We start from the raw sequence: 23890 nt of genomic DNA on the forward strand, positions 1-23890 counted from the left end.
CGGAAGCTAAGCCTCTCAGCGCCGATGGTACTGCAGGGGGGACCCTGTGGGAGAGTAGGACACCGCCGGACTTCCTTTAAGTCGAAATGGCCACCCAAAGCTGGGTGGCCATTTCGCATTTACAGGCGTGCTCACACGCCCGCACTCGGCATGACGCCGTCGCACCCCCACCGACCGGAGGGGATGCGACGGCGTTTCGTCGTCTCCGGGCCGGGTAGGGTCGAGAACGTGAGCGGGTTCTCGGGGCACGTACCGGGCAGCCGCGAGTACCGACGTCTTCTCATCGGTCTTTTCTTCGGCGGAGTCGCGACCTTCGCGCAGCTGTACGCCACCCAGGCGGTCCTTCCCGCCATCGCCACCGACATCGGCGGCGGCCCCGCGGCGGCCGCGCTGACCGTGTCGGCGTCGACGCTGGGTCTCGCGGCGGCCGTCATCCCGTGGTCGATCGTCGCGGATCGCATCGGTCGGGTCCCCGCCATGACGATTGGCCTCCTCGTCGCCACCGTTTTGGGGGCGCTCACGCCGTTCGCCGGTGACATGGGTGTGCTGCTGGCGCTCCGCCTCCTCGAGGGAGCGGCGCTCGGCGCCGTCCCCGCCGTCGCGCTCGCCTACCTCAGTGAAGAGGTGTCGCCGCGCCACGTGGCCGCGGCCGCAGGCTCCTACATCGCGGGAACGACGGTCGGCGGATTGTCGGGACGCGTCTTCTCGGGCTGGATCGGCGAACTCGCCGGGTGGCGGTGGGGAGTGGCATCCGTCGTCGTGCTCTGCGTGCTCGCGGCCGTACTGTTCCTCGGCCTCGTTCCGAAGGCACGCGGGTTCGTCCCCGGCCGCGCCCGGCGGGAGCGGGGGCCGACGATCCGCGCACGGCTGGCCTCCAACCTGCGATCGCCCGTGCAACTCGCGCTCTATGCGCAGGGCTTCCTTCTGATGGGGGCCTTCGTCGCGGTCTACAACTACCTCGGCTTCCATCTGACGGCTCCGCCGTTCGCCCTCGCGCCGGCGCTCGTGACCCTGCTGTTCCTCGCCTACCTCGCCGGCACGGCGTCATCGCCGCGCGCGGGAGCATTGGCGGTTCGGCACGGCCGGCTCCCCGTGCTGCTCTGGAGCATTGGGGTGATGAGCGCCGGCGCCGCACTGATGTTCGTGCCGACGCTCATCGCCGTGGTCCCCGGCCTGCTGCTGTTCACCGCCGGCTTCTTCGGCGCCCACGCCGTGGCATCCGGATGGACACCCGTCGCCGCCGAGCCGAGCGCGCGCGCCCAGGCGTCGTCTCTGTACTACCTCGGCTACTACGCCGGCTCCAGCGTGTTCGGCTGGGCGCTGGGACTGCTGTTCGGCTCGCTCGGGTGGGCGCCGTTCGTCGGAGCGGTCCTGGTGATGTGCGGTGCGGCGTTCGTGCTCGCGGTGGCGGCTCTGCGGGCGCCGCGCGGCGCCGCGTGACCCACGGATTCACCGACACACCGATGGGCGAGGTCAATGGCCACCTTCGATGTCGGGGGAACCGACTAGCGTCGATAGTGACGTGAGAGGGAGGTCGCGCGTGGATGACGCCGACGAGCGGAGCATGGCGGATGACGCCGTGGTCGATGCGGATCACTTCGACGCGGAGCGTGTCGAGGCTGACGACGTGGCGGAGGCCACGACCGAGATCAGTTACGACGAGCAGCGCTATCCGGCGCGGCCGCGGCGCCTTCGCCCGCGGGATCAGTTCCGCGGTGGCACGTTGCGCCGCTTCCTCACGGATCCGCGCAACGCCAACGGCGGCAACCCCTCCTACGTGGAGTGGCTGGTCCGCCAGTCGATGCTGAAGGATGCCGACGTGTTGAGCCGGCAGCTGTCGGGTCAGCCGTCGATGTGGCGCAACCCGTACGCCCGGCCCGATGCGCGCCGCGCCATCGAGTCGACCGACGTCTGGTTCACGGCCTACCCCATCTCGCTGATCACGCGCCCGGGGGAGTCGTTCCTCGAAGCACTCGGTGACGAGGCGCTGTGGGAGGCCTTCGAGTGGGTCGGGATCAACGGCATCCACACGGGTCCGGTCAAGCGCGCCGGCGGCATCACGGGCTGGCAGGAGACGCCCAGCGTCGATGGCCACTTCGACCGCATCAGCACGCAGATCGACCCCGAGTTCGGTGACGAGAACGCCTTCCGCCGCGTCGCCGACGTGGCGGAGTCGCACGGCGGCAGCGTCATCGACGACATCGTGCCCGGTCACACGGGCAAGGGCGCCGACTTCCGCCTCGCCGAGATGGCGTACAAGGACTACCCGGGCATCTACCACATGGTCGAGATCCCGCGTGAGGACTGGGACCTGCTGCCCGAGGTCCCCGCCGGTCGCGACTCGGTCAACCTCGACTCCGAGACCGAGCGCGAACTCAGCGCCCGTGGCTACATCATCGGCGAGCTGCAGCGCGTGATCTTCTACACCCCCGGCGTGAAAGAGACCAACTGGAGCACCACCGCTCCGGTCGTGGGAACCGACGGCCTCGAGCGCCGATGGGTCTACCTGCATTACTTCAAGGAGGGACAGCCCTCCATCAACTGGCTCGACCCCACGTTCGCGGGCATGCGCCTCGTCATCGGCGATGCCCTGCACTCGCTGGGCGACCTCGGCACGAGCGCCCTGCGTCTCGACGCGAACGGCTTCCTCGGGGTCGAGAAGAGCGCGGAAGGACTTCCGGCGTGGTCGGAAGGACACCCGCTCTCGCACGCGGCGAACCACATCATCGCGGGCATGGTCCGCAAGGTGGGCGGGTTCACCTTCCAGGAGCTCAACCTCACGATGGAGGACATCCGCGACACCGGCGCGGTGGGAGCCGACCTCTCCTACGACTTCGTGACCCGGCCCGGATACCACCACGCGCTCGCGACGGCGAACACCGAGTTCCTCCGTCTCGCGTTGAACACGGCTCTCGAGACGGGCGTGGAGCCGGTGCAGCTCGTGCACGGTCTGCAGAACCACGACGAGCTGACCTACGAGCTCGTGCACTGGGCGACCACGCACCGCGACACCCTCTACCCCTTCCGCCACGAGGAGTACAGCGGCGGAGAGATCGCCGAGATGGTGCGCGCCGACCTCACCGAGAAGCTGACGGTCGAGGCCGACTACAACCTCGTCTTCACGCAGAACGGCATCGCCTGCACCTCGGCCTCGCTGATCGCGGCCACCCAGGGCAAGGCGACCCTCGACGACATCACCGAAGCCGACATCCCGGCGATCCGCGACGCGCACCTGCTTCTCGCGAAGTACAACTCGTGGCAGCCCGGTGTGTTCGCCCTCTCGGGGTGGGACCTCACCGGGTCGCTGACGCTCCCCGCCGACGACGTGCGGCACCTGATCTCGTCGGGCGACACCCGGTGGATCGAGCGCGGAGGGCACGATCTGCTCGACGTCGCGCCCGAGGCGTCGTCGTCGATGTCGGGGATCCCGCGCGCGCGGTCGCTGTACGGCTCGCTCGGCACCCAGCAGAACGACCCCGAGTCGTTCCTCTCGGGGCTGCGCGAGGTTCTCCGCATCCGCAGCGAGAACGGCATCGCCGTCGCGTCGCAGGTCGACATCCCGCAGGTCGGTCACCCGAGCATGCTCGTCATGGTGCACCGCCTCGACGGGGGCGACCGTCGCGACGACACGGCGCCTCTGCAGATCACGGTGCTGAACTTCTCGAACGAGACGATCGAGGGCACCGTGCGCTCGGAGTGGCTCGTGCCGCAGAGCACCGCTGTCGACGCCTCCACCGGCGAGACGGTCGGTCGGGTCGACGAGCTGCAGAGTTTCTCGCTCGAGCTCGGACCCTACGCGGGCCTCTTCCTGCTGCTCGAGGCGCCGACCGTCGAGGACTGACGTCTGCGGGCGGCCGCCACCGGTGACGGACGGCGGCCGCCCGCGATGTCGGAGGCCGCGCGTAGCCTGACGCCGTGCCCCCCTCTCCTCCCTGTCTCGTCGTCGGTTGCGTCGGCGTCGTCGAGCCCGACGCGCCCATTGCGCTGTGCGCCTGGCACCTCGCGGTGAGTTCGGACTGGTCGGCCGCCCGCGAGGGCGTCACCGACGTCCTCCCCACCCCGTGCCTCGTGTGCGGATCGCGTCTCGGCGTCCGTTGGCCGTCGGGATGGCTGTGCGCGGTGTGCGAGTGGCGGCACGGAGAACCGCTCGACGACGAACTCCCCCCTCCGCGGGTCGACGTCGTCTACTACCTGCGTTTCGACGACCGCGTGAAGATCGGCACCACGGCCCACCCGCGTCGCCGCCTCGCTGCGATCTGGCACGACGAGCTCCTCGCGTTCGAGCCGGGCGACCGGCTCGTCGAGCGCCGGCGACACGCGCTGTTCGCCGACGAGCGGTTCGGGCGGACCGAGTGGTTCCGCCGCAGTCCCGCGCTCGACGCGCACATCGCCGGCCTCGCCGCGGGTGTCGACGACCCGTGGGCGCGGTACGCGCGCTGGGTGAGCGAGGCCCTCGCGCGGCGCGGTTGAGGATGCGGGCGCAAGCCCTGTCTCGGCCGTGTCGCGCCCCGTAGCGTGGGCGCACACCCGCAGAAAGGCGACCAGCATGGGCTTCCTCGATCGACTCTTCGGTTCCGGTGACGACTCCGGACGCGCCGATGTCCCTCCCGCGCCCCGCGGGACCGCGAGCGAGCTGCGCGACACCGATGGCCGGTACGCGCCGCCCCCGCCGCAGGCTCAGGCCGTGCAGGGCGCCGCGCCCGCGGCATCCGGATCATCCGCCGACGAGCAGGCGATCGAGCGATACCGCTATCTGCTGCGCACCGCTCCGCCCGAGACCGTCGAGCAGGTGCACGCCGAGGCGTTCGGCAAGCTCTCCCCGGAGCAGCGCCGGCAGGTGCTGCAGGAGCTGTCGTCGGGGCTCGACCCCGCGGAGCGACCCCGCACCGACGACCCCGACGCGCTGGCGCGAGCCGCCACCCGCGCCGAGTACCGGCAGCCGGGCTTCATGGAGCGCACGTTCGCCGGCCGTTCGTTCTCGAACGGCCCCGGTTTCGGCTCGATGCTCGGCGCCTCGATGCTCGGCACGATCGGCGGATACGTCGTCGGGTCCGCGTTGGTCGGAGCCCTCTTCGATCCCGGGTACGACGCGGGGTACGCCGACGGTGCAGCGGCCGATGACGCCGCGGGCGACGCGGGCGCGGCCGATGCCTCGGCGACGGATGCCGGGGGAGCGGATGCCGGTGGCGACATCGGCGGTGGATTCGGCGGCGACGCCGGCGGCGGGTTCGGTGGCGACTTCGGCGGCGGCGATTTCGGTGGGGGCGACTTCGGCTTCTGAGCCGGCCGGCGGGACCGAGACGGCGCCTCACCGGAGGGTCCGCGCGAGAAACCGCTCCCACCTCCCGCGGCGGCGCCTGGGAGAACGCTATGGTCGAGGCCATGGCGCCCTTCAACCCGAGCGAAGGTCTCGGCCTGCGGCGCAGCATCGTCTCGAACCAATCGCTGCTCGCCGCAGCGGCCACGATCGGCGTGATCGTGTCGATCGTGCTCGGACAGGTGCGCGATCCGGCGTTGTTCTTCGTCGGGGCGGCCGTCGTCTACGCGGGCACGATCGCGGCCGTGCTGGTGCGCTGGGAGACGCTGCCGCGCTGGGCGCTCCTGCTCCTGCCCGGCGCCGACGTGGTCGTCATCGCCGTGATGCGCGAGAGCGCCCCCGTCGCCGGCCTCGGGCTGCTGTGGGCGTTCCCGGCGCTATGGATCGGCGGGTCGTTCGGACTGCGGGGAGTGGTCGGGGTCTCGAGCGTCGTCAGCATCCTGCTGCTGCACCAGACCATCACCGACAACGAGCAGCGCTTCGCGTCGTCGACGTTCATCCTGCCGTTCATCATCGCGGCGCTGTCGTCGATGGCCCACCTCACTGCGCGCCGGGCGAGAGCGCAACGCGCCCTTCTCGAGAAGCAGTCGGCCGAGCTGCGTCGCGCCGTCGAGCGGGCGCAACGGCAGGAAGACCTCGTGACGGAGGTGCTGGATGCCGTCGACTTCGGTGTGACGCGCATCACCGCGACGGGCGAGTTCGCCGTGACGAACACCGCGCACGGGCTGCTGCTCAACACGACCGACGCCTTCGGGCACGAGATCGCCGTCTTCGCCGCGGACGGCTCGACGGCCATCGCCGCCTCGGCGAGCCCGCTCGCCCGCGCGCGCGCCGGCGAGGTGTTCGAGAGCGAGATGGTCTGGTACGGGCTCCCGGGTGAGGACCGGCGCGCCCTCAGCGTGACCGCGCGCCGCCTCCCCGCCCCCGGCGGGGTGGACGCCGGGGGAGTGGTCGTCTCGCGCGATGTCACCGTCGAGGAGCAGGCCCGCCGTGCGCGCGAGGACCTCGTCGCGAGCGTCTCGCACGAACTCCGCACCCCGCTGACCTCGATCATCGGCTACCTCGACCTGGTGCTCGACGACGACACCCTCGGCGACGCTGCGCGCGACCGGCTCGAGATCGCGGAGCGGAACGCCTCCCGACTGCTCGAACTGGTCGCCGACATCCTCTCGCAGTCCACGGCCTCGGGCGGGGGGAGTGCCATCGAACTGGACCGCAGCCCCACCGACATCGCCGCGCTGGTCCGCGCCGCGATCGAGTCGATCGAACCGCGGGCCCGAGATCACGGCATCCGGATCCTCACCGGTGAGATGGCCCCGATCCGCGCCGTCGTCGATGCCCGACGCGTGCGTCAGATCGTCGACAACCTGCTCTCGAACGCCGTCAAGTACATCCCCCGCGGCGCCTCGATCACCGTGACGGTCACCGCCGACGTGCAGTCGCTGTCGATCGTGGTCGCGGACGACGGCCCGGGGATCTCACCGAGCGAGCAGGCGCGCCTGTTCGAAAGATTCTTCCGCGGAGACGCCGTACGCAAGACCTCGACGCACGGCAGCGGCCTCGGGCTCGCCATCAGTCGCGACCTCGCGCGCGCGCACGGCGGGGAGATCACCGTGCGCACCGCCTCGGGCGAAGGCGCCACATTCACCGTGCGGCTGCCGCGCGACCCGAAGGAGGGCGCATGAACCTCGACCTGCTGAGCCTGCAGACCGCCGCATCGGTGGTGATCGTCGTGTCGGCCGTGATGTACCTGCTCGACACGCTCATGCTCAAGGACGGCCTGCCCGGCCGGCTCTGGGCCAGTGCGTATCTGGCGGGCACGTTCTCGGCCCTCTGCTACCTGGGCTGGCTCCTGCTGCCCGACGTCTTCCTCACGATCGCGCTCGGCAACGGCGCCTTCGTCGCGGCGACCGGTTTCATCTGGCTCGGGTGCGTCGCCTTCAACAGGCGCTCGGTGCGCATTCCCGCGCTGATCGTCGTGGCCGTCGGGCTGATCGTCGTCGTCGCGGCCCTCGCCGCGGGTCCCGACGGCGGGGACTGGGCCGGAGCGGTGGCGCTGTTCCTCGGCAACGCCGCCCTCGCTGTGGCCGGTGCCGTCGAAACCCGTCGCGGCGCGATCCGACGCCGGTGGAGCTCCACCGGGTTGACGCTGGTCCTGGGGATCGAGGCGGTGTGGTTCGTGGTCCGCACGGTCGTCTTCCTCAGCGTGGGTCCCGACAGCGAGCTGTTCCGGACGGTCTTCGACACGCGGGTGTCGTCGCTTCTCACGATCACGCTGGTGATCGCGGCGGTCGTGGTGACCTCGGCTCTGCGGGCCAACGAGTCCGCCCTGCGCGGGCCGGGCACGGCGAAGTCGTTGTCGGTGGATGCCGACGGCGTGCTGTTCCGCGAATCGTTCGAGGCGACGATGACCATCGTCTGCGCGCGCGCCGAGAGCGCCGATGAGGGCGTCGGCCTGATCGGCGTGCGCATCGACGACCTGCGGCGCGTCGCCGTGGCCTTCGGGCCCGACGAGGCGGACTCGATCGCGGGGGAGTTCCGCGCGTCGGTGCGTCGTCACGCGCCCACCATGGCCCTCGTGGGAGAGGTCGATGCCGCCGGGGTCGCGGTGGCGTTCACCACGACGGCGACCACCGATGTGAGGCGGATCGCGCGCATCCTGCACGAGCGGGTCGTCGCCGACCTCGCCCGTCTCGGGCCGTCGGTGGTTCCGGTGGTGGGCACCGGCATGGCGCTCACCGCCGACCACGGGTTCGACGCCGCCGCGCTCATCGCGCGCGCGGACGAGGCTGCCGCGCAGGCCGCCGTGACCGGCGCGCAGCCCTTCGGGGTGGTCTGAGCGCTCAGGCGGAGGCGGCGAGGAGCGATTCGACGCGCTGGCGGAGCTCGCGTGGGCGGAACGGCTTGGTGAGGTAGTCGTCGGCGCCGGCCTCGCGTCCGGCGCGCTGCTCGGCATCGTCGGCACGGGCGCTGACCATCAGGATGCGCGTCGTGCTGAACGCGCGGATGCGCCGAGCGGTCTCGAACCCGTCGATGCCGGGCATGCTCACGTCGAGAGTGACCACGGACGGATCGTGTCGACGGACCAGCTCGATCCCGTCGAGTCCGGTCGCGGCGGCGTGCACGACGAACCCGGCTCCCTCGAGCACCGTCGACACGAGAAGACGGATGTCGAGGTCGTCTTCGATGACGACCGTGGTGCGCGTGGCGGACATGGCGGAGCTTTCAGGGCCGAGCGGGCGGCGGCCTTCTCGAATGCTAGACGACGCGGCGGATCGCCGCTGGGGGGTGGCGCGTGTGGCATCCTCGTCGGGTGCCTCTTCTCGCGCTGACCGGCGGCATCGCCTCGGGCAAGTCGACCATCGCCTCTCTCCTCGCTGCCCACGGTGCCGTCGTGGTCGACGCCGACGCCATCGTGCGCGAGGTCCAGGCTCCGGGATCCCCGGTGCTCGCCGCGATCGAGCGCGAGTTCGGGGCCGAGGTCATCCGCCCCGACGGAGCGCTGGATCGCGCTGCCCTCGGCGCGCGCGTGTTCGAGCATCCCGAGCGGCTCGCGGCGTTGAACGCCCTCGTGCATCCCGCGGTCCGCGGCGAGTCGGAGCGCCGGTTCCAGGAGGCGTTCGCCGCGGATCCCGCTGCGGTGGTGGTCTACGACGTGCCCTTGCTCGCGGAGGCGCGCGGCGGCGACGCGTGGGATCTCGTCGTGGTCGCCCACGCCCCGGCCGAGCAGCGGGTGCACCGCCTCGTGCACGAGCGCGGGATGACGGATGCCGACGCCCGAGCCCGCATCGGCTCGCAGGTCGGCGACGACGAGCGTCTCGCGCTGGCCGACGTGGTGATCGACACGGCGACGACGATGGACGACACCCGCGCGCAGGTCGACCGGCTCTGGGAACGGATCACCGCCGGCTGAGACCGCACGCCGGTGCGTTCCGGCTGTCGCGCTCGCGCTGGGCGAACGCAAGCCGACCCCGATGTCGGAGGTCCCGCCTACGCTGGAATCATGCAGGCCACGCGTTCCGTCCGTCCCTTCGAGGTCATCAGCGAGTACACCCCGTCCGGCGATCAGCCGCAGGCGATCGCCGAGCTCGCCGGGCGCATCAATGCGGGTGAGACCGACGTCGTGCTGCTCGGTGCCACGGGTACCGGAAAGTCGGCGACGACGGCCTGGCTCGTCGAGCAGGTGCAGCGGCCGACCCTCGTGCTCGCCCATAACAAGACCCTCGCGGCGCAGCTCGCGAACGAGTTCCGCGAGCTCATGCCCAACAACGCGGTCGAGTACTTCGTGTCGTACTACGACTACTACCAGCCCGAGGCCTACGTGCCCCAGACGGACACCTTCATCGAGAAGGACAGCTCGATCAACGCCGAGGTCGAGCGCCTGCGCCACTCGACCACGAACTCGCTGCTCTCGCGCCGCGACGTGGTCGTGGTCTCGACCGTGTCGTGCATCTACGGTCTCGGCGCGCCCGAAGAGTACCTGCGCGCGATGGTCGCGCTGCAGGTGGGGGAGCGCTACGACCGCGACGCGCTCATCCGCAAGTTCATCTCCATGCAGTACAACCGCAACGACGTCGATTTCTCGCGGGGCAACTTCCGCGTGCGCGGCGACACGATCGAGATCATCCCGGTGTACGAGGAGTACGCCATCCGCATCGAGATGTTCGGCGACGAGATCGAGGCGCTGTACACACTGCATCCGCTCACGGGCGACGTGATCGAGAAGATGGCCTCGGTGCCGATCTTTCCGGCGTCGCACTACGTCGCGGGCACCGAGACCGTGCAGCGCGCGATCGGCACGATCGAACACGAGCTCGAGGAGCGCCTCAAAGAGTTCGAGATGCAGGGCAAGCTCCTCGAGGCCCAGCGACTGCGCATGCGCACGTCGTTCGACCTCGAGATGCTGCAGCAGCTCGGCTTCTGCTCGGGCATCGAGAACTACTCCCGGCACATGGACGGCCGCATGCCCGGCGATCCGCCGCACACTCTGCTCGACTTCTTCCCCGACGACTTCCTCCTCGTCATCGACGAGTCGCACGTGACGGTGCCGCAGATCGGTGCCATGTACGAGGGCGACGCGTCGCGCAAGCGCACGCTCGTCGAGCACGGCTTCCGCCTGCCCAGCGCCATGGACAACCGCCCGCTGCGGTGGGACGAATTCAAGGAGCGCGTCGGGCAGACGGTCTACCTGTCGGCGACCCCGGGACGCTACGAGATGGGCATCGCCGACGGCGTGGTCGAGCAGATCATCCGCCCCACCGGACTCGTCGACCCCGAGATCATCGTGAAGCCCTCGAAGGGGCAGATCGACGACCTGCTCGAAGAGATCCGCATCCGCGTCGAGAAAGACGAACGCGTGCTGGTCACCACCCTGACCAAGAAGATGGCCGAGGAGCTCACCGACTTCCTCGGTGAGCACGGGGTGCGCGTGCGCTACCTGCACTCCGACGTCGACACGCTCCGCCGCGTCGAGCTGCTCACCGAGCTGCGCGCCGGCGTGTACGACGTGCTGGTGGGCATCAACCTGCTCCGCGAGGGTCTCGACCTCCCCGAGGTCTCGCTCGTCGCGATCCTCGACGCCGACAAGGAGGGATTCCTGCGCAGCGGCACGTCCCTCATCCAGACCATCGGCCGTGCCGCCCGAAACGTGTCGGGCGAGGTGCACATGTACGCCGACAAGATGACCGACTCGATGGCGAAGGCCATCGAAGAGACCGAGCGTCGCCGAGAGAAGCAGATCGCCTACAACACCGAGCACGGCATCGACCCGCAGCCGCTGCGCAAGAAGATCGCCGACATCACCGAGGTGCTGAACCGCGAGGCCTCCGACACGAAGAAGCTGCTGGCACGCAACGACAAGGCGGGTAAGGGCAAGTCGCCCACACCGTCTCTGCGCCGGACCGGGATCGCGGCCGAGGGTGCCGACCAGCTCGAGTCGACGATCGCTGACCTGACCCAGCAGATGCTGGCGGCCGCGTCGGAGCTGAAGTTCGAGCTCGCCGGACGCCTTCGCGACGAGGTGCAGGACATGAAGAAGGAGCTGCGCGCCATGGAGCGCGCGGGTCACGCCTGAGACCGGGAGGGTCGTCATGCAGCAGCGCGTCACGCTCGTCACTCTCGGAGTGGCCGATCTCGATCGCGCTGTCGCGTTCTACCGCGCGCTCGGGTGGCGGGAGCACCGTTCGTCGGTCGCCGGCGAGGTGGCGTTCTTCGACACCGGCGGCCAGGTGCTCGCGCTGTGGGGTCGCGCAGAGCTCGCCGCGGACTCGGGAGTCGAGGACGGCGGAGGATGGGGCGGAGTGACCTTGGCCCACAACGTCGATGACGTCGCCGAGGTCGATGCCATTCTGGCCGACGCCGAAGCGGCCGGGGCGCGACTCGCGCGGACAGGCGCGGAGACGCCGTGGGGTGGCTATTCCGGGGTGTTCGTCGATCCCGACGGGCACCCGTGGGAGATCGCCGTCAATCCCGGCTGGCCCTTGGACGAGCAGGGCAGGCCCGACCTCGACTGAACGGGCCGCCGTCGGCTGGACGCTGAGCGTCGCGTGCGGCGCCGGAAGTGTGCGCTGAGCGCAGCGCCGAAGCCCTGCGGCCTGCGCGCGGAGCGCCGCGGTGGCTCTCCGGTCTGTGCGCTGAGCGCCGCGCCGTTGCCCGCGGACCCGTGCGCTGAGCGCAGCACCGAGGTCCTCGGGGCAACCGGTGGTGCCGTCGGACGGGTGTTCCTGCGCGTCAGCCCACCGGCGCTGGGTGGCTCAGGGGCAGTGCAGCAGGGGCTTGGGTCCCGACCGGTCGACGCTGTGCTCGGTCATCGCGTGACCGCACAGCGGGCAGGGGCGTCCCGTTCGCACGGGTTCGGGCGTGGTCTCGTACGGGCCGACCGACGCCGGCCCGGCGACGCGGATGAGTCGCGTGTTGAGGTACTGGTACCAGCCCCCGGCCTCGCGGACGCGCTCGCGCAGCGGCGGGCGTTCCGGATCCTTTCGTGTCATGATCATTAGTGTACTAAGTATTTGGGAGGGTGCGTGGACGATCCACTGAAGCTCGAGAACCAGGTGTGCTTCGCGCTCGTCACGGCCGCGCGCAACGTGGTGTCGATCTACCGGCCGGTGCTCGAGCGGCTGGGGCTCACCCACCCGCAGTACCTCGTGATGCTCGCTCTCTGGGAGCAGGCGCCGCGCTCCCTGGGTGCCCTGGCCGGAGAGCTCGCCATGGAACCCGCGACACTCTCGCCGCTGGTCAAGCGCCTGGAGGCGCAAGGGCGGGTGGTGCGCTCCCGTCGCGCCGACGACGAGCGCGTGCTCGACATCGACCTGACCGACGAGGGCCGGGCGCTGCGTGAGGCGGCTCTCGAGGTCCCAGGCGAGATCATGGAGCGCGTGGGCGTCGACGAGCGCGCGCTGCGGGCGCTGCGCGACGGGCTCGCCCCCTTCGCGGCGGATCCGAGGCCGTGATCGGAGGGCTCGCACCTTCGCACATTCGTGCGCCCGGGGCGAACCCGGGGCCGATGTCGGAGGTCCGACCTAGACTTAACAGGTGCCCATCGTTCCCGTCTCCTCGCCCTCCTCTGCGGCGAATTCCGGCTCCAGCGGAAAGCTGAGTGTCCGGGGTGCCCGCGTCCACAACCTGAAGAACGTCGACCTCGACATCCCGCGCGACTCCCTCGTCGTCTTCACGGGGCTGTCGGGTTCGGGCAAGTCGAGCCTCGCGTTCGACACGATCTTCGCCGAGGGCCAGCGTCGGTACGTGGAGTCGCTGAGCGCTTACGCGCGTCAGTTCCTCGGCCAGGTCGACCGCCCCGACGTCGACTTCATCGAGGGGCTCAGCCCCGCGGTGTCGATCGACCAGAAGTCGACCAACCGCAACCCTCGGTCCACGGTGGGCACCATCACCGAGATCCACGACTACATGCGTCTGCTCTGGGCGCGCATCGGCGTGCCGCACTGCCCCGACTGCGGCGCGCGCATCCAGCGTCAGACGGTGCAGCAGATCGCCGACCAGCTCATGGAGCTGCCCGAGCGCACGCGCTACCAGATCGTCGCCCCCGTCGTCACGCAGAAGAAGGGCGAGTTCGTCGATCTCTTCAAAGAACTGAGCGCCAAGGGCTACGCCCGCGCGGTGGTCGACGGTGAGCTCGTGCAGCTGTCGGAGCCCCCGACGCTGAAGAAGAGCTACAAGCACGACATCGCCGTGGTGGTCGACCGGCTGGTGGCATCCGGAGACAACCTCAGCCGCGTCACCGACTCCGTCGAGACGGCGATGGGCCTCGCCGGCGGCATCATGCAGGTCAACTACGTCGACGAAGAGGGCGACGACGCGTGGCAGTCGTTCTCCGAGAAGCTCGCGTGCCCCAACGGGCACCCGCTGCAGCTGACCGAGATCGAGCCCCGCACGTTCTCGTTCAACGCGCCGTTCGGCGCCTGCCCCGTCTGCTCCGGTCTCGGCACCCGCATGTCGGTCGACGTCGACCTCATGCTCGGCGACGAGGAGCTCTCGATCCGCGAGGGCGCGATCCTGCCCTGGACCACGCAGGGCAAGGGACTGTTCCAGTACTACGAGCGCCTCCTCGAGGGTCTTGCCCGCGACCTGGACTTCTCGCTCGACACCCCGTGGAAAGACCTCTCGCACGACGTCCAGCAGGCGGTGCTGCGCGGTGAGAACTACAAGGTCACCGTCAAGTGGAAGAACCGCTACGGCCGCGAGATGCGCTACGCCTCGGGCTTCGAGGGCGTCGTCCCCTACATCGAGCGCCAGTACCTGCAGGCCGAGTCCGACACGCAGCGCCAGCGCTGGTCGGAGTACCTGCGCGAGGTGCCCTGCGCCGTGTGCGACGGCGATCGTCTGAAGCCCGAGGTGCTCGCCGTGCTCGTCGACGACACCTCGATCGCCGCGGCCTCGCGCATGAGCCTGGCCGACGCGCGCGAGTTCTTCTCGAACCTCACGCTCACCGACCGCGAAGCGACCATCGCCGCGGCGGTGCTGCGCGAGATCCGCGCGCGACTCGACTTCCTGCTGCAGGTCGGACTCAACTACCTCAGCCTCGGTCGCGCGGCGGGCACGCTCTCGGGCGGTGAGGCGCAGCGCATCCGCCTGGCCACGCAGATCGGTTCCGGACTCACGGGCGTGCTCTACGTGCTCGACGAGCCGTCGATCGGCCTGCACCAGCGCGACAACCGCCGTCTCATCCAGACCCTCGAGACGCTGCGCGACCTCGGCAACACCCTCATCGTCGTCGAGCACGACGAAGAAACCATCCACGCCGCCGACTGGGTCGTCGACATCGGACCCCGCGCCGGCGTCGACGGCGGCAACGTCGTGCACTCCGGTCCGCTGGCCGGGCTCCTCGACGACGAGGCCTCGCTCACCGGCGCCTACCTCTCGGGTCGCCGCTCGATCGAGGCACCCAAGAAGCGCCGCAAGATCGACAAGAAGCGCCAGGTCAGCGTGGTCGGTGCGCGCGAGAACAACCTGCAGAACGTCACCGCCGACTTCCCGCTCGGCGTGCTCACCGCCGTCACCGGCGTGAGCGGTTCGGGCAAGTCGACCCTGGTCAACGGCATCCTGTACGAAGTCCTCGCGTCGAAGCTCAACGGCGCGCGGCGCGTGCCGGGCAAGCACACCCGCGTCACGGGGCTCGACAACCTCGACAAGGTCGTGCACGTCGACCAGGCGCCCATCGGCCGCACCCCGCGCTCGAATCCCGCGACCTACACCGGAGTGTTCGACCGCATCCGCAGCCTCTTCGCCGAGACGCCCGAGGCCAAGGTCCGCGGCTACCAGGCCGGGCGCTTCAGCTTCAACGTCAAGGGCGGACGCTGCGAGGCCTGCTCGGGCGACGGCACGCTGAAGATCGAGATGAACTTCCTGCCCGACGTCTACGTCGACTGCGAGGTCTGCCACGGCAAGCGGTACAACCGCGACACCCTGTCGGTGCACTACAAGGGCAAGAACATCGCCGAGGTGCTCGAGATGCCCATCTCCGAGGCCGCCGAGTTCTTCGAGCCGATCCAGGCGATCCACCGCTACCTCAAGACCCTCGTCGACGTGGGCCTCGGCTACGTGCGCCTGGGCCAGTCCGCGACCACGCTGTCGGGCGGCGAGGCGCAGCGCGTCAAGCTCGCGACCGAGCTCCAGCGCCGCAGCAACGGCCGATCGATCTACGTGCTCGACGAGCCCACGACCGGTCTGCACTTCGAAGACGTCTCGCTGCTGCTCAAGGTGCTCAACGGTCTCGTCGACAAGGGCAACACGGTCATCGTGATCGAGCACAATCTCGACGTGATCAAGAGCTCCGACTGGGTCATCGACCTCGGGCCCGAGGGCGGCGCGGGCGGCGGCACGATCGTCGCGACGGGCACCCCCGAGCAGGTCGCCAAGGTGCCCGAGAGCCACACGGGCGCGTTCCTCGCCGAGCTGCTCGAGACGGGTCGCACGGGCGCGCAGCGCAACACCGCGACGGACGCCGGAAGCGCCGAGCGGGAGCTCGTGGGCGCGGCGGGCTGAGCCGTGGCATCCCGAGAACGGATGTCGCAGCTTTCGTACCGACCGAAGGCCGGAGAGATCCCCACCAACCCGGGGGTCTACCGGTTTCGTGACGCCGACGGGCGCGTGCTGTACGTCGGCAAGGCGAAGAACCTGCGCGCGCGTCTGTCGAACTACTTCGCTCCGCTGCACTCGCTGCACGAGCGCACGCGCCGCATGGTCACGACGGCCGCGAGCGTGGAGTGGACGGTCGTGCCGAGCGACATCGACTCGCTGCAGCTGGAGTACATGTGGATCAAGGAGTTCGATCCGCCCTTCAACGTCCGCTACAAAGACGACAAGTCGTACCCCTTCATGGCGATCACCCTCGCCGACGAGGCGCCGCGGGTCATCGTCACGCGCAACCCGAAGATCCGGGGGGCGAAGTACTTCGGGCCGTACCCCAAGGTCTGGGCGGTGCACGACACCATCGACCTGATGATCAAGGTCTTCCCGATCCGCACGTGCAGCGACTCGTCGTACAAGAAGGCGATGGCATCCGGACGACCGTGTTTCCCGGGCCAGATCGGTCGCTGCGGCGGCCCCTGCTCGATGAAGGTGACGATCGAGGAGCACCGCGCGATCGTCAATGACTTCGTCTCGTTCATGTCGGGCGGCGACCAGCGCTTCGCACGCGAGCTCACGGCCCGCATGAAAGAGGCCTCGGCGGCGATGGACTACGAGTCGGCCGCGCACTACCGCGACCGCCTGCAGGCCATCGACGCGGTGCTCGGCAAGAGCGCCCTCGTGCTGGCCTCCGACACGGATGCCGACCTCTTCGGCATCGCGGAGGACGAGCTCGCCGCGACCGTCCAGCACTTCGTCGTGCGCGGCGGGCGCGTGCGCGGTGTGCGGGCGACGACGATCGAGAAGGAGATCGACATCTCCGGCGCCGAGCTCGTCGATCAGGTGCTGCAGCGCACCTACGGCGACGCGGATGCCACCGACATCCCGCGTCAGGTGCTCGTTCCCGAGCTGCCCGACGACGCCGAACAGCTCGAGGACTGGCTGCGCGAGCGTCGCGGCCGGCCCGTGACGCTGCAGGTGGCCCAGCGCGGACGCAAGGCCGACCTGCTGAAGACCGCGACGCTCAACGCCCAGCAGGCCCTCATGCTGCACAAGACCCGCCGCACGAGCGACTACGTGGCGCGGTCGCAGGCCTTGACCGACCTGCAGGAGGCCCTCGGCATGACCGAGGCGCCCCTGCGCATCGAGTGCTTCGACATCTCGCACCTCGCGGGCACCAACGTCGTGGCATCCATGGTCGTCTTCGAAGACGGGCTCCCGCGCAAAGACCAGTACCGCTCGTTCGGGGTCGCCGAGACCACCGACGACACCGACTCGATGTACCAGGTGCTCACGCGGCGCCTCGCCTACCTCGACAGGCCCGACGAGATCGAGCCCGAGACGATGGGCGGAGCGATCGTCACCGCCCCCGACTCGGCGGAGGCGACGGCCGACGGCGAGGTCGTCACGGCGCGCAAGCGCCCGCGCTTCGCCTATCGCCCGCAGCTGCTCGTGGTCGACGGCGGTCAGCCGCAGGTCGCCGCGGCCGCCCGCGCCCTCGCCGACGTCGGTCACGAGGAGATCGCGCTGTGCGGCATCGCGAAGCGCCTCGAAGAGGTCTGGCTGCCGGGGGAGGAGTACCCCGTGATCCTGCCGCGCACCTCCGAGGCCCTGTACCTGCTGCAGCGCCTGCGCGACGAGGCCCACCGCTTCGCGATCGTGCATCAGCGCAAGCGCCGCAAGCGCGACATCACGAGCGTCCTCGCCGAGGTCCCCGGCCTGGGCGACTCGCGGATCAAGGCGCTGCTGCGGCATTTCGGCTCGGTGTCGGCGCTGAAGAACGCCACACCCGACGAGATCATGGAGCTCCCGGGCATCGGACCGACCCTCGCCGAGAACATCCACACCCATCTGGCTCGGTAGGCTGGAACGACACGACGGGAGGCGGTCACCCATGGAACCGGCACGAGACGAGCCAGGTGAGGTGCTGATCGTCACGGGCATGTCGGGCGCCGGGCGATCGACCGTCGCGAACTCGCTCGAAGACCTCGACTGGTATGTGGTCGACAATCTACCCCCGCGCATGCTGCGGCCCCTGCTCGAGCTCACCGAACTCGCGGGCGGTGCCGTGCCCCGCGTGGCCGTGGTCGTCGACGTGCGCGGGCGCACGCTGTTCGGCGACCTCCCCGAGGCGATGCGCACCCTACAGGCCGGTCGGCAGGTGCGCGTGGTGTTCCTCGACGCCTCCGACGCCGTGCTCGTGCGGCGCTTCGAGGCGGTCCGCCGCCCGCACCCCCTGCAGCACGACGGCACGATCCTCGACGGCATCCGGCGCGAGCGCGAGCGTCTGGCCCCGGTGCGCGAGGCCGCCGACGTGGTCATCGACACCTCGGCCCTCAACGTGCACCAGCTGTCGCTGCGCACCGTCGAGCTGTTCGGCGAAGAGGGCGCGGCGCGTCACACCGTCACCCTCATGAGCTTCGGGTTCAAGTACGGGTTGCCGCCCGACGTCGACCTGGTCGCCGACATGCGATTCCTGCCGAACCCGTTCTGGAACGACGAGCTGCGCCCGCTCACCGGTGAGGATCCCCGCGTGCGGGAATATGTGCTGGGCCAGCAGGGCGCCGAGGAGTTCCTGGGGTCGTACGCGGCGGCGCTGCGCCCCGTGCTCGAGGGATATCAACGCGAGAACAAGCGTCATTCCGTGGTGGCCGTGGGCTGCACGGGGGGTAAGCACAGATCGGTGGTGATGGCGCGCGAGCTCGCTGCACGTCTGGCCGATGTGCCCGGGGTGGCCGTGCGGGTGGCTCACCGCGACCTCGGTCGCGAGTAGGCTGTAACGTCGTCCCCGCCGCCCCCCCCACCCGAGGAGAACCGTGCCCCTGACCGCCGACGTGAAGGCCGAGCTCATCACCGTCCGTGACCCGCGCCCGACCGCGCGCGTCGCCGAGCTCACGGCCCTCCTGCGCTTCTCCGGGGGTCTGCACTCCATCGCCAACCGCGTCGCCGTGGAGGCCGAACTCGACTCCGACGTGCTCGCGCGCCGTGTCGCCCGCGACCTCATGGAGCTCTACGGCGTGCGCCCCGAGCTGCATCACGTGCAGGGCTCCGGCGGACGCACGGGCGGGCTGTTCGCGGTGCGGGTCATCGAAGCCGGCGAAACCCTCGCGCGCCAGACGGGTCTTCTCGACCAGCGCCGTCGCCCCGTGCGCGGCCTGCCGAACAAGCTCACGACCGGCTCGCGTTCCGATCTGAGCGCGATCTGGCGCGGCGCGTTTCTGGCCGCCGGAACCCTCAGCGACCCGGGCCGCTCCGCAGCTCTCGAGATCTCGTGCCCCTCGTCGGAGGCCGCGATGGCCCTCGTCGGCGCCGGGCACCGCATCGGCATCCCGGCCAAGGCCCGCGAGGTGCGCGGAGTGCCGCGCGTCGTCGTGCGCGACGGCGAGGCGATCCGCGGCGCGCTCTACGAGATGGGCGCACGTCGCACCGCGGGGGAGTGGGACCAGATGCGCCAGCGCCGCGAGGTCCGCGCGGGGGTCAACCGCCTCGTGAACTTCGACGACGCGAATCTGCGGCGTTCCGCCCAGGCGGCCGTCGCCGCGTGCGCCCGCGTCGAACGCGCGCTCGAGATCCTGGGCGACGAGGTTCCCCCGCACCTGCAGCAGGCGGGCGAGCTGCGCCTCGCCCACCGCGATGCGAGCCTCGACGAGCTCGGCCACCACGCCGACCCGCCCCTCACGAAGGACGCCGTCGCCGGTCGCATCCGCCGCCTGCTCGCGATGGCCGACAAGAAGGCCGAAGTCGACGGGGTCCCGGGCACCGAGGCCGCCGTGCCCGTCGGCGCCGACGACTGACCCGGATCAGACCTGCCGAAGTCGACGGGATCCCGGGCACCGAGGCCGCCGTGCCCGTCGGCGCCGACGACGGAGAGAAGATCTCCCCGGATGCCGTGAGCTCACGGCATCCGCGCGTTCGCGCTGACACCGGTTCCGCGGCATCCGCCCCCGATGGTCCTGCCGTCGTCAGGGTCTCGCGACCTCCGGCCAGCCCCTCGCGACGCGCCCGGGCCGTCTACTCTCCGTCATTCGGGGAAGCAACCCTGGGGGTGCGGCGTTGACCCTCAATAGGATGAAGACGTCACCCTCGCTGCTCGATTCCTCGACCGTCGTCTCGGCACGTCGTCTCGGCAAGTCGTCTCGATACAGAGGTCTGGGGCAGCGCCCGATTCGGAAGTAGAGAACATGGCGAAGTACACGCTGCCCGAACTGCCCTACGACTACTCGGCGCTGGAGCCGCACATCAGCGCGACGATCATGGAGCTGCATCACAGCAAGCACCACCAGACCTACGTCAACGGCGCCAACACCACTCTCGACCTTCTCGCCGAAGCGCGCGAGAAGAACGATTTCGCCAACATCAACCGCCTGCAGAAGGACCTCGCGTTCAACCTCGGCGGCCACACGAACCACTCGATCTTCTGGACGAACCTCTCGCCCAACGGTGGCGACAAGCCCACCGGCGACCTCGAGTCGGCCATCGACGACCAGTTCGGTTCGTTCGACGCGTTCCGCGCGCAGTTCACCGCCGCCGCCCTCGGCGTGCAGGGTTCGGGCTGGGCGGGTCTGTTCTGGGACTCGATCGGCGAGAACCTCGTCATCCAGCAGTTCTTCGACCAGCAGGGCCAGATCGTCGCGGGCACCGTGCCGATCCTCCTGCTCGACGTCTGGGAGCACGCGTACTACCTCGACTACAAGAACGTGCGCGCCGACTACGTGAAGGCGTTCTGGAACATCGCCAACTGGGCCGACGCCCAGGACCGCTTCGCGGCCGCCCGAGAGAAGACCGCGGGTCTGCTGGTACTGTCGTAAATGGTGCGGCGTCCCGGTGGGGCACCCCACCGGGACGCCGTTGTCCGCCAGCGAACACCGCAATCACGCGCTTCTCGCGCACAACTGATTCAGGAGATATTCCGTGACCGTCAAGATCGGAATCAACGGCTTCGGCCGTATCGGACGCAACTACCTCCGCGCGGCTCTCGCGCAGGGTGCCGACCTCGAAATCGTGGCGGTGAACGACCTCACCGACAACAAGTCGCTGGCGCACCTCCTCAAGTACGACTCCGTCGGCGGCGTGCTGACCGAGGACGTCTCGTACACCGCTGACTCCATCACGGTCGGCGACAAGACCATCAAGGTCTTCGAAGAGCGCGACCCCGCCAACCTCCCCTGGGGCGAGCTGGGCGTCGACATCGTCATCGAGTCGACCGGTCGCTTCACCAAGGCCGAAGACGCCAAGAAGCACATCACCGGTGGTGCCAAGAAGGTCCTCATCTCGGCTCCCGCCACGGGCGACGACGCGACCATCGTCATGGGCGTCAACGAAGAGACCTACAACCCCGAGACCGACGTCATCATCTCGAACGCGTCGTGCACCACGAACTGCCTGGCGCCCCTCGCCCAGGTGTTCAACGAGGCCTTCGGCATCGAGCGCGGCTTCATGATGACCGCTCACGCCTACACCGCCGACCAGAACCTGCAGGACGGCCCGCACAGCGACCTCCGTCGCGCGCGCGGTGCGGCGATCAACATCGTCCCCGCCTCGACCGGTGCCGCCAAGGCCATCGGCCTGGTGCTGCCCGAGCTCAACGGCAAGCTCAGCGGCTCGTCGTACCGCGTTCCGGTTCCCACCGGCTCGATCGTCGACCTCACGATCGTCACGCCCACCGAGGGTCTGACCGTCGACCAGGTCAACGAGGTCTACAAGAAGGCCGCTGCCGAGGGTCGCCTCAACGGCATCCTGCAGTACACCGAAGACCCGATCGTCTCGAGCGACATCCAGGGCAACCCGCACTCGTCGATCTTCGACGCCGAGCTGACCAACGTCAGCGGCAACCTCGTCAAGGTCTCGTCGTGGTACGACAACGAGTGGGGCTACTCGAACCGTCTCGTCGACTTGACCGAGTACGTCGCCGAGCGTCTCTGACCCTCCATGGCTCTGCGCACCCTCGATTCGCTGGGGTCGCTGGCCGGCACGCGCGTCATCGTCCGTTGTGATCTCAATGTCCCTCTCAAGGACGGGATCATCACGGACGATGGCCGCGTGCGCGCGTCGCTGCCGACCCTCAACGCACTGATCAACGCCGGCGCGCGTGTGATCGTGTGCTCGCACCTGGGCCGCCCCGACGGGGCCCCCGACCCGAAGTACTCCCTCGAGCCGGTCGCGCAGCGCCTGTCCGAGCTTCTCGGCCAGCCTGTCGCGTTCGCGCGCGACACGGTGGGCGAGTCGGCTCGGGATGCCGTCGCCTCGCTCGAGAACGGTGAGGTCGCCGTCATCGAGAACCTCCGCTTCAACGCGGGGGAGACCTCGAAGGACGAGTCCGAGCGTCAGGCCTTCGCCCGTGAGCTCGCCGGTCTCGGCGACGCCCTCGTGTCGGACGGCTTCGGTGTCGTGCACCGCAAGCAGGCGAGCGTCTACGACCTCGCCCAGCTCGTGCCCTCGGCCGCCGGTCTTCTCATCCAGAAGGAACTCGAGGTCCTCGACCGTCTCACCGAGAACCCCGAGCGCCCCTACACGGTCGTTCTCGGCGGCTCGAAGGTCAGCGACAAGCTGGGCGTCATCGAGCACCTGCTGCCGCGCGTGGACAAGCTCCTCGTCGGTGGCGGCATGATGTTCACTTTCCTCGTCGCCGAAGGGCACAAGGTCGGCGCGAGCCTGCTCGAGCAGGACCAGATCGACACCGTGAAGGGCTACATCGCTTCGGCGAAGGAGCGCGGCGTCGAGATCGTGCTGCCGGTGGACGCCGTCGTCGCAGCCTCGTTCTCGGCGGACGCCGACCACGTGGTCGCCGACGCGGACGCCCTCGAAGACACCGCTTTCGGTGCGTCCGGTCTCGGCCTCGACATCGGACCCCGCACGGCGGAGATCTTCGCCGAGGCCGTGCGCGGCTCGCGGACCGTCTTCTGGAACGGCCCGATGGGCGTGTTCGAGATGAAGGCGTTCGAAGCCGGCACTAAGACCGTCGCCCAGGCGCTCACCGAGGTCGACGGCCTCAGCGTCGTCGGCGGCGGAGACTCCGCGGCGGCCGTGCGTCAGCTCGGCTTCGCCGACGAGGCGTTCGGTCACATCTCCACGGGTGGCGGCGCCAGCCTGGAGTTCCTCGAAGGTAAGAAGCTCCCCGGACTGGAGGTCCTCGGATGGCAGTGACCAGAACCCCCCTCATCGCCGGCAACTGGAAGATGAACCTCGACCACCTGCAGGCGGTCGCGTTCGTCCAGAAGCTGCATTGGACGCTGAAGGAAGCCAAGCACGAGAACGGCAGTGTCGAGGTCGCGGTGTTCCCGCCCTACACCGACCTGCGCACCGTGCAGACGCTGCTCGACGCCGACAAGATCGAGTTCGCCCTCGGCGGTCAGGACCTCTCGGCCCACGACTCCGGCGCGTACACCGGTGAGATCTCCGGCCAGTTCCTGGCCAAGCTCGACGCGAAGTACGTGATCATCGGGCACTCCGAGCGTCGCCAGTTTCACCACGAGACCGACGACGTCATCGCGGCGAAGACCCAGGCGGCCCTCCGCCACGGTCTCGTCCCGGTGATCTGCGTCGGTGAGACCTCGGAAGACCTCGAGAAGTTCGGCGCGAGCGCCGTTCCCGTGGGTCAGCTCGAGGTCGCTCTCGAGGGCGTGTCCTCCGACGCCGACATCGTCGTGGCGTACGAGCCGGTCTGGGCCATCGGCTCGGGTCAGGCCGCGACGCCCAATCAGGCCCAGGAGGTCTGCGCGAAGCTCCGCGCGGTCGTCGCCGACAAGCTCGGTGCGGATGCCGCAGCGCGCACCCGCGTGCTCTACGGCGGATCGGTGAAGTCGGGCAACATCGCCGGCTTCATGCGCGAGCCCGATGTCGACGGTGCCCTGGTGGGTGGCGCGAGCCTCGTCGTCGACGAGTTCGCGGCGATCATCCGCTTCCAGAAGCACGTCGGCGTCTGACGCCTTCTCCCGGGTGCCCGCGGCTCACCGCCGCGGGCATCCGTGCGTCTGAGACGCGTCCCCGTAT

The 23890-nt window shown here is 69.7% G+C and carries 20 protein-coding genes and 1 rRNA gene; 19 read left to right on the forward strand and 2 right to left on the reverse strand.

Features of this window, described 5'->3' with window-relative positions; translation table 11 throughout:
* The 7 genes from rrf to RWH43_RS13225 form a co-directional block, all read left to right on the forward strand.
* Positions 1 to 71, forward strand: a 5S ribosomal RNA gene (gene rrf, locus RWH43_RS17710); the annotation flags it as partial.
* Between the two features lie 157 nt (positions 72 to 228).
* Complete coding sequence (locus tag RWH43_RS13200; RefSeq protein WP_316001711.1) at positions 229 to 1440, forward strand: MFS transporter; 1212 nt, start codon at positions 229 to 231, stop codon at positions 1438 to 1440.
* A 124-nt stretch (positions 1441 to 1564) separates the two neighbouring features.
* Positions 1565 to 3841: a maltose alpha-D-glucosyltransferase gene (treS, locus tag RWH43_RS13205; RefSeq protein ID WP_269074284.1), complete on the forward strand. Its 2277-nt coding sequence runs from the start codon at positions 1565 to 1567 to the stop codon at positions 3839 to 3841.
* Positions 3842 to 3915: 74 nt separating this feature from the next.
* Positions 3916 to 4470, forward strand: coding sequence for a GIY-YIG nuclease family protein (locus RWH43_RS13210; RefSeq protein WP_154096744.1), 555 nt, complete (start codon positions 3916 to 3918; stop codon positions 4468 to 4470).
* A 76-nt stretch (positions 4471 to 4546) separates the two neighbouring features.
* Positions 4547 to 5281, forward strand: a complete 735-nt coding sequence (locus RWH43_RS13215; RefSeq protein ID WP_316001712.1) for a hypothetical protein — start codon at positions 4547 to 4549, stop codon at positions 5279 to 5281.
* A gap of 101 nt (positions 5282 to 5382) precedes the next feature.
* Positions 5383 to 7002 (forward strand): sensor histidine kinase, encoded by a 1620-nt coding sequence (locus RWH43_RS13220; protein ID WP_316001713.1) that lies wholly within the window; start codon positions 5383 to 5385, stop codon positions 7000 to 7002.
* A complete protein-coding gene (locus RWH43_RS13225; protein ID WP_316001714.1) occupies positions 6999 to 8156 on the forward strand; it encodes a hypothetical protein in 1158 nt (385 codons plus the stop codon). Before RWH43_RS13220 ends, RWH43_RS13225 begins: the two co-directional genes overlap by 4 nt.
* Positions 8157 to 8160: 4 nt before the next feature.
* On the opposite strand, the gene RWH43_RS13230 is transcribed toward RWH43_RS13225, so the two are convergent.
* Complete coding sequence (locus tag RWH43_RS13230; RefSeq protein WP_154096742.1) at positions 8161 to 8532, reverse strand: response regulator transcription factor; 372 nt, start codon at positions 8530 to 8532, stop codon at positions 8161 to 8163.
* Positions 8533 to 8630: 98 nt separating this feature from the next.
* On the opposite strand from RWH43_RS13230, the gene coaE reads away from it, so the two are divergent.
* From coaE to RWH43_RS13245, 3 genes are all read left to right on the forward strand, one after another.
* Positions 8631 to 9230 (forward strand): dephospho-CoA kinase, encoded by a 600-nt coding sequence (gene coaE / locus RWH43_RS13235; RefSeq protein WP_316001715.1) that lies wholly within the window; start codon positions 8631 to 8633, stop codon positions 9228 to 9230.
* A 90-nt stretch (positions 9231 to 9320) separates the two neighbouring features.
* Positions 9321 to 11390: an excinuclease ABC subunit UvrB gene (uvrB, locus tag RWH43_RS13240; protein WP_144833171.1), complete on the forward strand. Its 2070-nt coding sequence runs from the start codon at positions 9321 to 9323 to the stop codon at positions 11388 to 11390.
* Positions 11391 to 11406: 16 nt separating this feature from the next.
* Positions 11407 to 11829: a VOC family protein gene (locus RWH43_RS13245; RefSeq protein WP_144833172.1), complete on the forward strand. Its 423-nt coding sequence runs from the start codon at positions 11407 to 11409 to the stop codon at positions 11827 to 11829.
* 240 nt (positions 11830 to 12069) lie between these two features.
* Here the strand turns inward: RWH43_RS13245 and RWH43_RS13250 are convergent, their stop codons facing one another.
* The gene (locus RWH43_RS13250; protein WP_144833174.1) at positions 12070 to 12312 is read right to left on the reverse strand and encodes a hypothetical protein; all 243 of its coding nucleotides are present in this window, start codon (positions 12310 to 12312) and stop codon (positions 12070 to 12072) included.
* A 27-nt stretch (positions 12313 to 12339) separates the two neighbouring features.
* On the opposite strand from RWH43_RS13250, the gene RWH43_RS13255 reads away from it, so the two are divergent.
* The 9 genes from RWH43_RS13255 (at position 12340) to tpiA (ending at position 23823) form a co-directional block, all read left to right on the forward strand.
* Entirely contained in the window at positions 12340 to 12768 is a 429-nt protein-coding gene (locus RWH43_RS13255; RefSeq protein ID WP_316001716.1) for a MarR family winged helix-turn-helix transcriptional regulator, read from the forward strand.
* 82 nt (positions 12769 to 12850) lie between these two features.
* On the forward strand, positions 12851 to 15817 hold the full coding sequence (gene uvrA / locus RWH43_RS13260; protein ID WP_186325513.1) for an excinuclease ABC subunit UvrA: 2967 nt from the start codon (positions 12851 to 12853) through the stop codon (positions 15815 to 15817).
* A 21-nt stretch (positions 15818 to 15838) separates the two neighbouring features.
* Positions 15839 to 17764: an excinuclease ABC subunit UvrC gene (uvrC, locus tag RWH43_RS13265; protein WP_316001717.1), complete on the forward strand. Its 1926-nt coding sequence runs from the start codon at positions 15839 to 15841 to the stop codon at positions 17762 to 17764.
* Between the two features lie 31 nt (positions 17765 to 17795).
* Positions 17796 to 18674 (forward strand): RNase adapter RapZ, encoded by an 879-nt coding sequence (gene rapZ, locus RWH43_RS13270; RefSeq protein ID WP_144833179.1) that lies wholly within the window; start codon positions 17796 to 17798, stop codon positions 18672 to 18674.
* A 43-nt stretch (positions 18675 to 18717) separates the two neighbouring features.
* The gene (gene whiA / locus RWH43_RS13275) at positions 18718 to 19695 is read left to right on the forward strand and encodes a DNA-binding protein WhiA (protein WP_230704546.1); all 978 of its coding nucleotides are present in this window, start codon (positions 18718 to 18720) and stop codon (positions 19693 to 19695) included.
* A gap of 387 nt (positions 19696 to 20082) precedes the next feature.
* Positions 20083 to 20709, forward strand: coding sequence for a superoxide dismutase (locus tag RWH43_RS13280; protein WP_144833183.1), 627 nt, complete (start codon positions 20083 to 20085; stop codon positions 20707 to 20709).
* A 103-nt stretch (positions 20710 to 20812) separates the two neighbouring features.
* On the forward strand, positions 20813 to 21823 hold the full coding sequence (gene gap, locus RWH43_RS13285) for a type I glyceraldehyde-3-phosphate dehydrogenase (protein ID WP_094734144.1): 1011 nt from the start codon (positions 20813 to 20815) through the stop codon (positions 21821 to 21823).
* A gap of 6 nt (positions 21824 to 21829) precedes the next feature.
* Positions 21830 to 23044, forward strand: coding sequence for a phosphoglycerate kinase (locus RWH43_RS13290; RefSeq protein ID WP_154096738.1), 1215 nt, complete (start codon positions 21830 to 21832; stop codon positions 23042 to 23044).
* Positions 23035 to 23823, forward strand: a complete 789-nt coding sequence (gene tpiA, locus RWH43_RS13295; RefSeq protein WP_316001718.1) for a triose-phosphate isomerase — start codon at positions 23035 to 23037, stop codon at positions 23821 to 23823. The genes RWH43_RS13290 and tpiA overlap by 10 nt, the downstream gene beginning before the upstream one ends.
* Positions 23824 to 23890 lie beyond the last annotated feature (67 nt).

Source organism: Microbacterium algihabitans (assembly GCF_032464975.1).
Lineage (GTDB): Bacteria > Actinomycetota > Actinomycetes > Actinomycetales > Microbacteriaceae > Microbacterium > Microbacterium algihabitans.